This window comes from Janthinobacterium sp. UMAB-60, assembly GCF_900095235.1.
Lineage (GTDB): Bacteria > Pseudomonadota > Gammaproteobacteria > Burkholderiales > Burkholderiaceae_D > Janthinobacterium.
The window spans coordinates 169,272-181,743 of the sequence record NZ_LT607493.1; the positions used below are offsets into that span (position 1 = coordinate 169,272).

10 protein-coding genes are annotated in these 12,472 nt (G+C 60.8%); all 10 read right to left on the reverse strand.

Annotation, left to right across the window (positions count from 1 at the left end):
* Window positions 1-85 precede the first annotated feature (85 nt).
* On the reverse strand, window positions 86-433 hold the full coding sequence (locus tag K0F86_RS19250) for a lipid asymmetry maintenance protein MlaB (RefSeq protein WP_219135870.1): 348 nt from the start codon (window positions 431-433) through the stop codon (window positions 86-88).
* A gap of 52 nt (window positions 434-485) precedes the next feature.
* Window positions 486-1,121: a phospholipid-binding protein MlaC gene (locus K0F86_RS19255; protein WP_219135871.1), complete on the reverse strand. Its 636-nt coding sequence runs from the start codon at window positions 1,119-1,121 to the stop codon at window positions 486-488.
* 72 nt (window positions 1,122-1,193) lie between these two features.
* Complete coding sequence (locus K0F86_RS19260; protein ID WP_219135872.1) at window positions 1,194-2,078, reverse strand: VacJ family lipoprotein; 885 nt, start codon at window positions 2,076-2,078, stop codon at window positions 1,194-1,196.
* Complete coding sequence (mlaD, locus tag K0F86_RS19265; protein WP_100874915.1) at window positions 2,075-2,545, reverse strand: outer membrane lipid asymmetry maintenance protein MlaD; 471 nt, start codon at window positions 2,543-2,545, stop codon at window positions 2,075-2,077. The genes K0F86_RS19260 and mlaD overlap by 4 nt, the downstream gene beginning before the upstream one ends.
* Window positions 2,546-2,624: 79 nt before the next feature.
* Window positions 2,625-3,410 carry a lipid asymmetry maintenance ABC transporter permease subunit MlaE gene (mlaE, locus tag K0F86_RS19270; protein WP_219135873.1) on the reverse strand — a complete coding sequence of 262 codons (786 nt, stop codon included), beginning with the start codon at window positions 3,408-3,410 and terminating at the stop codon, window positions 2,625-2,627.
* Window positions 3,407-4,216, reverse strand: coding sequence for an ABC transporter ATP-binding protein (locus tag K0F86_RS19275; protein ID WP_099764359.1), 810 nt, complete (start codon window positions 4,214-4,216; stop codon window positions 3,407-3,409). The genes mlaE and K0F86_RS19275 overlap by 4 nt, the downstream gene beginning before the upstream one ends.
* A 259-nt stretch (window positions 4,217-4,475) precedes the next feature.
* Window positions 4,476-5,939 carry a glutamate synthase subunit beta gene (locus tag K0F86_RS19280; RefSeq protein WP_219135874.1) on the reverse strand — a complete coding sequence of 488 codons (1,464 nt, stop codon included), beginning with the start codon at window positions 5,937-5,939 and terminating at the stop codon, window positions 4,476-4,478.
* Window positions 5,940-6,008: 69 nt separating this feature from the next.
* A complete protein-coding gene (locus K0F86_RS19285; protein ID WP_219135875.1) occupies window positions 6,009-10,709 on the reverse strand; it encodes a glutamate synthase-related protein in 4,701 nt (1,566 codons plus the stop codon).
* Window positions 10,710-10,903: 194 nt separating this feature from the next.
* Window positions 10,904-11,611, reverse strand: coding sequence for a transposase (locus K0F86_RS19290; protein WP_219135876.1), 708 nt, complete (start codon window positions 11,609-11,611; stop codon window positions 10,904-10,906).
* 155 nt (window positions 11,612-11,766) lie between these two features.
* Window positions 11,767-12,447, reverse strand: coding sequence for a response regulator transcription factor (locus tag K0F86_RS19295; RefSeq protein WP_099761503.1), 681 nt, complete (start codon window positions 12,445-12,447; stop codon window positions 11,767-11,769).
* Window positions 12,448-12,472: the final 25 nt, after the last annotated feature.

Genomic DNA, 12,472 nt, shown 5'->3' on the forward strand with positions numbered 1-12,472 from the left:
TTCGTGGAACACTTGGAGATCAATCCGGCGGCGCTGCTGGCCTGCCGGCTTGAAAGCTACTACTGATGCGGGGAGTGGGACAGGATCAATGATGATGCAGGTCGGACGGGCTGCGTTCGGCGTGGCCGTCGGCGCTGGCGCAGTCGTCGGCGCTCAGTGTGCTCGAGACGAGCGAGCAGACGCCATACAGCTTGGTGAGGTTTTTCAGGTTGTTCGGCAGGTTTTTCAGTTCCAGCACGGCGCCCGCATCCTGCGCGGCGCGCTGCCACGTCAGCATGACGGACACGGCGGCCGAATCGACAGCCTTGATGTTGCGCAAGTCGAACTTGGTCTGACCCGAGCGGATGGCATCCAGACCCTGCTCCAATGCCGAGGTGGCATTGTGCACGGTCAGGGAAGTCAGGGATTGCAAGGTGTCGAGAGAGTCGGGCATGGCGTCGGGCTGCGCTGGTCTGGAGCTGGTTCAGGAGCTATATGATAGCCGATTATTTGGCTTTAACGGTCGGACGGCTGGCCAGGGCCTTGTTTTTTGCCTGCAAAGTCTTGATCAGGCCATCGATGCCGCCCTTGCTGATCTCGCTGGCGAAGCTGCTTTTATACGTTTCCACCAGCCACGCGCCCAGCACGTTGATGTCATAGATCTTCCAGCCGGACGGGGTTTTCGCCACGCGGTAGTTCAGGGGCACGGGTTCGCCGCGCGCCACGTTGACCTGCGAGCGCACTTCCACTTCCGTGTCGCCAGGGTCGGCGCGCATCGGCTTGAATTCCACGGTTTCGTTCTTGATCTGCGACAGGGCGCCCGAATACGTGTAGATCAGCAAGGTGCGAAATTCCGCAGACAACTGCTTTTGCTGGTCCGGCGTGGCGTCGCGCCAGAAGCGGCCGGCAGCCAGGGCCGTCATGCGCTGGAAATCCACGTACGGCAAGATCTTGCTTTCCACCAATTCGGTGACGCGCTTGATATCGCCCGCCTGGATCGCCTTGTCGGCCTTGGCCGTGTCGATCACGTCCTGGCTGATGCGTTTGACCAACACGTCCGGCGCTTCCGTCGCGGGGGCGGCCTGGGCGGCGGTGGCAAAGGCGATGGTCGCCATCGCCAGCAGTTGTTTCATCAATTTCATGGTTCTACCTTTCATGGTGTTGCTATGCACCGGCTGGCGTTGATCGCAGCCGTGGTGTTTCTGTACCGGAGTTTACTCCTGGGGCCTGGCCTCGGCGGCCACGGTATTGCTACCAGATGTTACGAGGTCCGCAGGCGCGACGTCGGCCGCAGCGGTGGCTGGTGGGGCTTCCACAGGGGCCGCCTGGGGTTTCATATCGTACCCCGGCGCATAATCGCTGCTGTCGTTTTTTGGCACTTTGCGGTCGCGGCGGTCCGTATCGCCATCGAACACCTTGCTTTCGCGCGCCTGCAGGAAGCCATCGCGGATGAATTCATAGCGGTCCAGCGCGGCCGCTTCCATCAGGTTGGTCGCGTCGAGCAGCGCGGCGCGCTTGTCGACCACGCGCGTCACCGTACCGATATTGCGTACATTGACCGGATCCTTGTAGCGCCATGGGTCGCCCGTGATATCGAGCGGCAGGGCCACCGTGTCGCGCACGGTCGATGGGCCCAGCAGCGGCAGCATCACGTACGGACCAGGCTGGACGCCATACCAGCCCAGGGTCTGGCCAAAGTCTTCGTTATGCTTCGGAATGCCCGCCTGCGAGGCAAAGTCGATCAGGCCGAAGATACCGAAAGTCGAGTTCATGCCGACGCGCACGACGTCCTGCAAGCCCGCCTCGCCTTTGCCTTGCAGCAAGTTGTTCACGGCGCTCCACACATCGGACAAGTTGCCGAAGAAGTTGCCCACACCCGTTTGCACGAACGATGGCGTGACCTTCTTGTAGGCCGTGGCGACCGGTTTCAGGGCCACCTGGTCGACGGTGTCGTTGAACTTGAACATGGCGCGGTTATACCCTTCCAGCGGGTCGCGCGGATTGGTGCCGGTGGCGCAAGCGCTCACGCTGGCGGCGATGGCCAGGGCCAGGCCGATACGCGCCAGGCTGCCTTGATATTGTTTGGTCGACTCGCTCATTTGCTGTCCTTTCCTTCCGCTGCCTTGCTGTAGATGAACTGATTGATCAGGTCTTCCAGCACTGTGGCCGATTGAGTACGGGCGATCTTGTCGCCCTCTGCCAGGTTCGCCAGATCTCCGCCTGCTTCCAGGCCGATATACTGCTCACCCAGCAAACCGGCCGTCAAAATCTTGGCCGAGCTGTCTTTCGGAAATTTGTAGCCATCTTCGATATCGAGTTTCACCAGCGCCTGGTACGTCTTGTCGTCAAAGCGGATCTCCGCCACGCGCCCCACCACCACGCCAGCGCCCTTGACGGGCGCCTGCGGCTTGAGGCCGCCAATATTGTCGAACTTGGCACTAATGGTATACGTCTTGCTGAAAGACAGCGAGCTCATATTGCCGGCCTTAAGCGCCAGAAACATCAATGCCGCCACACCGAGCAAGACGAACAAGCCGACCCAGACATCTATAGATTTGCGTTGCATAAACAATCCTAAATAATTTTTACTTGCTGCCGCCTGCGCAACATCCTGCCCAGGCCCGCTGTTTGTCGCTGATCGGAAATTACTTGCTAAACATCAACGCCGTCATCATGAAATCGAGCCACCACACCATCAACGACGAAATCACCACCGTGCGCGTGGTCGCGCCGGAGACGTCTTCCGGCGTCGGCTGTGCCTGATACCCCTGGAACAGCGCGATGAACGTCACCGCGATGCCGAAGACCATGCTTTTGACATAGGTACCATTGGCGATATCTTTCCAGACATTCACACCGCCCTGCATCTGCGACCAGAACGAGCCTTCATCGACGCCGATCAGCACGACGCCCACCAGGTAGCTGCCGATGACGCCGACGGCCGTGAAGATGCCGCCCAGGATAGGCATGGCGATCACGCCGGCCCAGAAGCGGGGCGCCAGCACGCGCTGGATCGGATTGACGGCCATCATTTCCATGGCCGACAATTGCTCGCCCGCCTTCATCAGGCCGATTTCCGCCGTCAGCGAGGTGCCGGCGCGGCCCGCGAACAGCAGCGCCGTGACGACCGGACCCAGTTCACGCATCAACGATAGCGCCACCAACTGCCCCAGCGACTGCGTCGCGCCAAAGGTGCTCAGTGTGTAATAACCTTGCAAACCCAGCACCATGCCGACGAACAGGCCGGACACGGCGATGATCACCACCGAACGGCTGCCGAGATAAAACAGTTGCTCGATTACCAGGCCCGGACGGCGCCACAGGCCCCCCGAGGAAGCGATGATGATAAAAAACGAACGCACGGCAAAGCCGAGGTCTTGTACCGACCGCCGCAACCATGCTCCGATCGCCGCCAGGAAACGCGCGATCATCGGCCTGCTCCCGCGTGCAAGCCCAGGTCGTCAGCCAGCGACTTGCCCGGATAGTGGAACGGTACGGGGCCATCGGCCTCGGCATTGACGAACTGCTTGACGTACGGATGCGTCGACACGGCCATCTGGGCCGGCGTGCCGTGCGCCACGATCTTGCCCGATGATAGAAAATACACATAATCAGCGATGGCGAAACACTCCTTCACGTCGTGCGATACCAGGATAGACGTGGAACCCAGCGCATCGTTCAGATTGCGGATCAAATTGGCCGTCACGCCCATGGAAATCGGATCCAGGCCGGCGAACGGCTCGTCATACATGATCAGTTCGGGGTCGAGCGCGATGGCGCGCGCCAGCGCCACGCGGCGGCCCATGCCGCCCGAGATTTCGGCCGGCTTCAATTGCGCCGCGTTGCGCAGCCCCACGGCGTGCAGCTTCATCAGCACCAGGGTGCGGATCAGCTCTTCATTCAGATCCGTGTGTTCGCGCAGGGGAAACGCCACGTTCTCGAACGCCGTCAAGTCCGTAAACAGGGCGCCGTGCTGGAACAGCATGCCCATCTTGCGGCGCATTTGATATAGCTCGTCGGTTTTGAGCGTATGCACGATCTGGCCGTCGATATTCACGGAGCCGGAACTGGGGCGCAGCTGCCCGCCGATCAGGCGCAATACCGTCGTCTTGCCACTGCCGGAGCCACCCATGACGGCCACAACTTTTCCACGTGGGAAATCCATTTGAAGGCCCGATAAAATCGAACGTTCTCCATAGGCAAAGTGTAAATCACGGATCTCAACAAGATTTGGCACGACGAAGCTCGCTATTTTAATGGCGTATTGTAGTGCAGAAACGCCAACCTCTGCTGAGCCCCCCCTTGGGACAGCACCGGAAAGGGGAAGAATACAACACTAATGAATCGAAAGTCAGATATTGTAGTGGAAATTTGACCTGTGCATCGTGCCCCCCTGCGATGGCGTTCACGGCTGTCGACTTGAGCAGTAAAAATAAGAAAGGCCACGTCGCAATCCGCGCGTGGCCCTGTCAAAAAAACGAACAATTGCTCGTTAATTAGCGTGGCAGCAGGGATGCCCCCATCAGGAACTCATCGACGGCGCGCGCGCACTGGCGCCCTTCGCGGATGGCCCAGACCACCAGCGACTGGCCACGGCGCATGTCGCCGGCCGCAAACACCTTGGCCACCGAAGTCTGGTAGCAGCCGGCGCCATCCGTTGTCGCCTTGACGTTGCCGCGCGCATCCGTATCGACACCGAACGCTTGCAGCACTTGTTGCACAGGGGAAACAAAACCCATGGCCAGGAAGACCAGGTCGGCCTTCATCTCGAATTCCGAGTTCGGCACTTCGCTCATCTTGCCGTCTTTCCACTCCACGCGGCAGGCGATCAGCTTTTCCACCTTGCCGCCCTTGCCTTCGAATCGCTTGGTGGCCACGGCCCAGTCGCGCTCGCAGCCTTCCTCGTGCGAGGACGAGGTGCGCAGCTTGGTCGGCCAGTACGGCCACACCAGCGGCTTGTTTTCCTGTTCCGGCGGCTGCGGCATCAGTTCGAACTGGGCCACCGAGGCGGCGCCATGGCGGTTCGAGGTGCCCACGCAGTCGGACCCCGTGTCGCCGCCGCCGATCACCACCACATGCTTGCCCGTCGCCTTGATCTGGTCCTTGAGCTTGTCGCCCGCGTTGACCTTGTTTTGCAGCGGCAGGAAATCCATGGCGAAGTGCACGCCTTTCAAGTCGCGGCCCGGCACGGGCAAGTCGCGCGGCTGCTCGGCGCCGCCGGCCATGATGACGGCGTCAAATTCTTTTTCCAGGTCTTCCGGGAAAATGGTTTCCTTGGCCCAGTTGTTCACATGGGCAGGGAAATCCTTGCCAACCAGTACGCTGGTGCGGAACACCACGCCTTCGGCTTCCATTTGTTTTACGCGCAAGTCGATGTGCGATTTTTCCATCTTGAAGTCGGGGATGCCATAACGCAGCAAGCCACCGACCCGGTCGCTCTTTTCAAACACGGTGACGGCATGGCCGGCGCGCGCCAGCTGCTGCGCCGCCGCCAGGCCGGCAGGACCGGAACCGACGATGGCCACTTTCTTGCCCGTGCTGAAAGGGGCCGGCTGCGGCGTGACCCAGCCGTGCTCCCAGCCCATGTCGATGATTTTATGCTCGATGGACTTGATGCCGACCGGATCTTCGTGAATGCCCAGAGTGCAAGCCGATTCGCACGGCGCCGGGCAGATGCGGCCCGTAAATTCCGGGAAGTTGTTGGTCGAATGCAAGATGTCGAGCGCTTCGCGGTAGGCGCCGCGGTACACCAGGTCATTCCAGTCAGGAATGATGTTATTCACGGGACAACCCGTGGTGCAGAAGGGAATGCCGCAATCCATGCAGCGCGCACCTTGCACGGTAGCTTGCGCATCCGACAGGTGCAGCACGAATTCCTTGTAGTTCTTCAGGCGCGCGGCAGGCTCCAGATAGTGCTCGTCCTGGCGCTTGAATTCCATGAAGCCGGTAATTTTACCCACGATAGTTCCTTTGTATTTTTAGCTGGCGGGAGCGGCGCGGCCGCTCCCTTCACATTCATCTCGGCTGGCTCAGGCGGCGACGGCTTGTACTTCCATGGCGGCATCGGCAGCCATTTCAATCAGCGCACGCTTGTATTCGTTCGGGAAGACTTTCACGAACTTGCCGCGCGCCGCGGCCCAATCGTCGAGCAGGACGCGGGCGCGGGTGCTGCCCGTGTGCTTGAAGTGACGCTCGATCAGGCGCTTGAGGATGACCTCGTCGGCTTCCGGCACGCCGTCGCGGTGCTGGGTATGCCAGGCATCGCGGTCGAGATGCTGTTCCGCCGCCGACACGACCTTGTCCAGGCTGACCATGGCCGTGTTGCATTTGGTGGCAAAGTCGCCGGCCGGGTCATATACATAGGCGATGCCGCCCGACATGCCGGCCGCGAAGTTGCGCCCCGTGTTGCCCAGCACCACCACCGTGCCGCCCGTCATGTATTCGCAGCCATGGTCGCCCAGGCCTTCGACCACCGTGGTGGCACCCGAGTTGCGCACGGCAAAGCGTTCACCGGCCACGCCATTGAAGAAGGCTTCGCCGGCGATGGCGCCGTACAACACCGTGTTGCCGATGATGATGTTGTCCACGGCCCAGCCGCGGAATTCCGTATTCGGCCGCACGATGATGCGTCCGCCGGATAAGCCTTTACCCACGTAATCGTTGCCCTCGCCCACCAGGTCGATCGTGATGCCGTGCGCCAGGAAGGCGCAGGCCGACTGGCCCGCCGTGCCTTGCAGCTGGATGTGGATGGTGTCGTCCGGCAAGCCGGCGTGGCCATATTTCTTCGCCACTTCGCCGGACAGCATGGTGCCCACCGTGCGGTTGACGTTGCGCACGGGCGAGATGAAGGAGACGCGTTCGCCCTTCTCCAGCGCCGCGCGCGCTTGCGCGATCAGCTTGTGGTCCAGTGCTTTCTCCAGCGCATGGTCCTGGAATTCCACATGGCGGCAGGCTTGGCCGCTTGGTGTTTCCGGCTTGTAGAAGATGGCAGAAAAGTCCAGGCCCTGCGCCTTCCAGTGCGAAATCGCCTTCGATTTATCGAGCAAGTCGACGCGGCCGATCAGTTCGTCATACGTGCGGATACCCAGCTGCGCCATCAATTGACGGGCTTCCTCGGCAACGAAGAAGAAGTAATTGACGACATACTCGGGCTTGCCCGAGAACTTGGCGCGCAGCACCGGGTCTTGCGTGGCCACGCCCACCGGACAGGTGTTCAAATGGCATTTGCGCATCATGATGCAGCCTTCGACCACCAGCGGCGCCGTGGCGAAACCGATCTCGTCGGCGCCCAGCAGGGCGGCGATGACCACGTCGCGGCCCGTCTTCATCTGGCCGTCGGCCTGCACGCGGATGCGGCTGCGCAAGCCGTTCAAGACCAGCGTTTGTTGCGTTTCCGCCAGACCCAGCTCCCATGGCGTGCCCGCATGCTTCACGGACGACAAGGGCGAGGCGCCCGTGCCGCCGTCGTGGCCGGCCACCACCACGTGGTCTGCCTTAGCCTTGGTGACGCCGGCGGCCACCGTGCCGATGCCCACTTCCGACACCAGTTTCACGGAAATCGAGGCGCGCGGATTGGCGTTCTTCAAGTCATGGATCAGCTGCGCCAGATCTTCGATCGAATAGATATCGTGGTGCGGCGGTGGCGAAATCAGGCCCACGCCCGGCACGGAAAAGCGCAGGCTGGCGATGTATTCAGACACTTTATGGCCCGGCAACTGGCCGCCTTCGCCCGGTTTCGCACCTTGCGCCATCTTGATCTGGATCTGGTCGGCCGAGTTCAGGTAGGCGGCCGTGACGCCGAAACGTCCCGACGCCACCTGCTTGATGCGCGAGCGCATGGAATCGCCTTCCTGCAGCGGAATATCGACGACGATCTGCTCGGCGCCCACGATGGACGCCATGGTGTCGCCCTGGCGGATCGGGATGCCCTTCAATTCCTGCGTGTAGCGGTTCGGATCTTCGCCGCCCTCGCCCGTGTTCGACTTGCCGCCGATGCGGTTCATGGCCACGGCCAGGGTCGCGTGCGCTTCCGTGCTGATGGAACCGAGCGACATCGCGCCTGTGGCGAAACGCTTGACGATTTCCTTGGCCGGTTCCACTTCGTCGAGCGGGATGGCCTTGGTCGGGTCGAGCTTGAATTCGAACAGGCCACGCAGGGTCAGGTGGCGACGGCTCTGGTCGTTGATGATTTGCGCATACTCTTTATAGCTGGAGAAATTGTTGCTGCGCGTGGAATGCTGCAACTTCGCAATCGCATCCGGCGTCCACATGTGGTCTTCGCCGCGCACGCGGAATGCGTATTCGCCACCCGCGTCGAGCTTATCCATCAGCACGGGATCGTTGCCGAAGGCCAGCGCGTGCAGCCGCAGCGCTTCTTCCGCCACTTCAAACACGCCGATGCCTTCCACGTTCGAGGCCGTGCCCTTGAAGTATTTGTCCACCAGCGACTTGTTCAGGCCGATGGCTTCGAAAATCTGCGCGCCGCAATACGACATGTAGGTCGAAATGCCCATCTTCGACATGACCTTCATCAAGCCCTTGCCGACCGCCTTGGTGTAGTTATAAATGGCTTTCTCGGCCGACAAATCGCCGGGCAAGCCGTGCGCCATCTCGGCCAGGGTTTCCATGGCCAGATACGGGTGAACGGCTTCCGCGCCATAACCTGCGAGCAGGGCGAAGTGGTGCGTTTCGCGGGCCGAGCCCGTTTCCACGACGAGGCCGGTGGAGGCCCGTAAACCCTTGCTCACCAGGTGCTGGTGCACGGTCGAGGTGGCCAGCAGCGCGGGGATCGCCACCTGGTCGGCGCAAATGGCGCGGTCCGAGACGATCAGGATGTTGTGACCCGACTTGACGGCATCGACGGCTTCGGCGCACAGCGAGGCCAGGCACGCTTCCACGCCTTCCTTGCCCCAGGCCAGCGGGTAGCAGATGTCCAGCTCATACGACTTGAACTTGCCGCCCGTGTGGGCGCTGATGTTGCGCAGCCGCGCCATGTCGTCAAAGCCCAGCACGGGCTGCGCCACTTCCAGGCGCATCGGCGGGTTGACGTTATTCGTATCGAGCAAGTTCGGTTTCGGGCCGATGAACGACACCAGCGACATCACCATCGCTTCGCGGATCGGGTCGATCGGCGGGTTCGTCACTTGCGCGAACAGTTGCTTGAAGTAGTTATACAGCGGTTTCAGCTTGTTCGACATGACGGCCAGCGGCGAGTCATTGCCCATCGAGCCCGTCGCCTCTTCGCCGGCCACGGCCATCGGCGCCATGAGGAATTTCAAGTCTTCCTGCGTGTAGCCGAACGCCTGCTGGCGGTCCAGCAACGATGGCTGCTCTTTTTCGCCCTGCGCGCGGTCTTGCTTGGCTTGTCCTTCGGCCAGCTTGATCTCGTCGAGCTTGATGCGCACCGAGTTGATCCACGCTTTATACGGTTTGGCGTTGGCGTAGGTGTTTTTCAGTTCCTGGTCGTCGATGATGCGGCCCGCTTCCAGGTCGATCAGGAACATTTTGCCAGGCTGCAAGCGCCATTTCTGGATGATTTTCGACTCGGGAATCGGCAGCACGCCCGATTCCGACGCCATCACCACCAGGTCGTCGTCCGTGACGATGTAGCGGGCCGGACGCAAGCCGTTGCGGTCCAGGGTGCCGCCGATGTGGCGGCCATCCGTAAACGCCATGGCGGCAGGGCCGTCCCATGGTTCCATCATGGCCGCGTGGTATTCATAGAAGGCACGGCGGTTGTCATCCATCGTCGTGTGGTTTTCCCACGCTTCCGGAATCATCATCATCATCGCCTGGGCGATCGGATAACCGGCCATCAGCAGCAATTCCAGCGCATTGTCGAAGCACGCCGTGTCGGACTGGCCTTCATAGATCAGCGGAAAAAGTTTCTGCAGGTCGTCGCCCAGCACGGCCGACTTCATCACGCCTTCGCGCGCGCGCATCCAGTTGAAGTTGCCTTTCACCGTGTTGATCTCGCCATTGTGCGCGATCAAGCGGTACGGGTGGGCCAGCGGCCATTCGGGGAAGGTATTCGTCGAGAAACGCTGGTGCACGAGGGCCAGGGCCGAGATGCAGCGCGCATCCTGCAAGTCCTTGTAGTACACGCCCACCTGGTCGGCCAGCAGCAAGCCCTTGTACACAATCGTGCGCGCCGACATCGACGGCACGAAGAATTCCTTGCCGTGCAGCAGTTTCAAGGCCTGGATGGCGTGGCCCGACGATTTGCGGATCACATACAGTTTGCGCTCGAGCGCGTCGGTGACCATGATGTCCGGGCCGCGGCCGATGAAGATCTGGCGGATGACCGGTTCCTTGGCGCGCACGGTGGGCGACATCGGCATGTCCGTATCGATGGGCACGTTGCGCCAGCCCAGCACGACCTGGCCCTCGATGCGCACGGCGCGTTCGATTTCCTGTTCGCAGGCGATGCGCGACGCGTGTTCCTTCGGCAGGAAGACCATGCCCACGCCGTATTCGCCAGGCGGCGGCAATTCCACGCCCTGCTTGGCCATTTCTTCGCGGTAGTACTGGTCAGGAATCTGGATCAGGATGCCGGCGCCATCGCCCATCAGCGCATCGGCGCCCACGGCGCCCCGGTGATCGAGGTTTTTCAGAATCAGCAAACCCTGTTCGACGATCGAATGGGTCTTGTTGCCCTTGATATGGGCGACGAAACCGACGCCGCAGGCATCGTGTTCATTGGCTGGGTCGTACAGGCCTTGCGCTTTCATGGGCTTCTCCGCTGCATATGACTATCGAAAACCTAGAGTAGTGCAACGCAACAAAAAACTCAACTACAACAATCAGGGTCGGAGTCGAATTAAATTCCATTCCGTCGCTCTAAAAATTTAATAGGGACATAGTCGAACCAATTTCAATAAAACGTCAGAAAGAAACCATTTTTTGTTTTAAATGCGAATACTTTTCAATTCGCGTCCGCAGCGGCCACGATTTTGCGGGGACGGCCGCGCTTGGCAGGCAGTACTTGCCGCTGCATTTTCTGCTCCAGCGCCTGCTTGAAAGCGTCGGAACCGAGCGGCCAGCCCTTCAATACAGCCTGTTCTAGGGTTTTCACCTGGCTGCTGCCCAGTCCCTGCTCGAACAGGCGCAGATACGCCGCCTCGCGGTCGAACGGCGTGTTGCCCAGCGCCCAGTACAGCGCATGGTCGGTGATGAGGGGATCGGGACGCACGCCCGCATGGTGGGCATAGCTGGACCAAGCATGGTCCAATGCCTGGCCCACCAGTCCCGTTTGCACGGGCACGCACTCCAGGTAACGGCAGCAAGCAAGGAAGAAATTGTCGGGATCGATGACGGAGGTTTTGTAGCGTCCCTGCCACAAAGCGCCTTCACGGCCGTATTTCTGGTTGAAATACGGCACGTAATAGCGTCCCAGCCACTGCATCAGCTGGCCCAGGCCCGTCGCATCGCCGGGCGTGGCCAACAAATGTAGCTGATCAGGCAACAAAACATAGGCGTGAATGGCCACCTTGAACATTTTCGCGCCCGCTTTCAGCCAGGACAGGAATTGCGCGTAGTCGGCGGCATCCTGGAACACGCTCTGACGGTTGCCGCCGCGCTGGATCACGTAATGGGGCAGTGCTGGAATGATGAGGCGGGGCAAACGGGCCATGACAGAATCGCAAAAGGAAGGCTAAGGCCTTGATTTTACACACTTGCGCGCGCAGGACGCGACTCTGACCCTGTTTTATTGAAAATACGCGGAAAAATGATGGACTCTGTCCCTTATATGCTGCCGCCCGCTTGCGGGCGGCGCAATATCCACGATCAGGACAGATTAAAGCTGGCTGACAGGCTGTAGCCCTCGCCATACGCACTGCGCAGCGGCAAGTCCTGGCCCAGGCCCGTCTTGGCTTTCTTGCGCAGCCGGTACACGAGCATGTCGACCCGGCGGCCCGCATCGGGATCTTCGCCGCCCATGCCGGCCACGATGACGTCGCGCGGCACGGGGCGGGTGTTGATGGTCAGCAAGTGCAGGAAGTTGAATTCCTTTTCCGTCAGCGCGATGACGGCGCCCATCAGTTCAAGTTGGCGGGCGCTTACTTTCAAGGTCCACTTGCCCGGTTCCGGCACGGGATCTTGCGGCCCCACGCGGCGGTCGAGCGCCTCGATGTGGGCGGCCAGTTCGGGAAACTTGATCGGCTTGGTCAGATAGTGGTCGGCGCCCAAGCGCAAACCGAGGATGCGGCTGTCGAAAGCGACACGGCCCGTCAGCACCAGCACGCCAATTTGCGGATACAGCTGGCGCATGCGGGGGATGACGTTGAAGCCATCTTCGTCAGGCAAGCCCAGGTCCAGCACGACCACGCCGACATTGCCATGGCTCAACGCCGTCCACATCCCGCCAGCGGAGCTGGTGATATGGACTTCATGTTCGAGCTCAACGAGAAACTCCGCCATGTCTTCGGCGTACTCCAGATTGTCTTCGACGATCAGTATTTTCGTCATTGCAACGCCATTCTTCCGTTAGTGA

Coding starts and splice junctions, on each gene's coding strand:
- mlaD (WP_100874915.1), bottom strand. CDS start 2,545: ATGCAACGCAAATCTATAGATGTCTGGGTCGGCTTGTTCGTCTTGCTC.
- K0F86_RS19250 (WP_219135870.1), bottom strand. CDS start 433: ATGCCCGACTCTCTCGACACCTTGCAATCCCTGACTTCCCTGACCGTG.
- K0F86_RS19290 (WP_219135876.1), bottom strand. CDS start 11,611: ATGGCCCGTTTGCCCCGCCTCATCATTCCAGCACTGCCCCATTACGTG.
- K0F86_RS19285 (WP_219135875.1), bottom strand. CDS start 10,709: ATGAAAGCGCAAGGCCTGTACGACCCAGCCAATGAACACGATGCCTGC.
- K0F86_RS19255 (WP_219135871.1), bottom strand. CDS start 1,121: ATGAAATTGATGAAACAACTGCTGGCGATGGCGACCATCGCCTTTGCC.
- mlaE (WP_219135873.1), bottom strand. CDS start 3,410: ATGATCGCGCGTTTCCTGGCGGCGATCGGAGCATGGTTGCGGCGGTCG.
- K0F86_RS19260 (WP_219135872.1), bottom strand. CDS start 2,078: ATGAGCGAGTCGACCAAACAATATCAAGGCAGCCTGGCGCGTATCGGC.
- K0F86_RS19295 (WP_099761503.1), bottom strand. CDS start 12,447: ATGACGAAAATACTGATCGTCGAAGACAATCTGGAGTACGCCGAAGAC.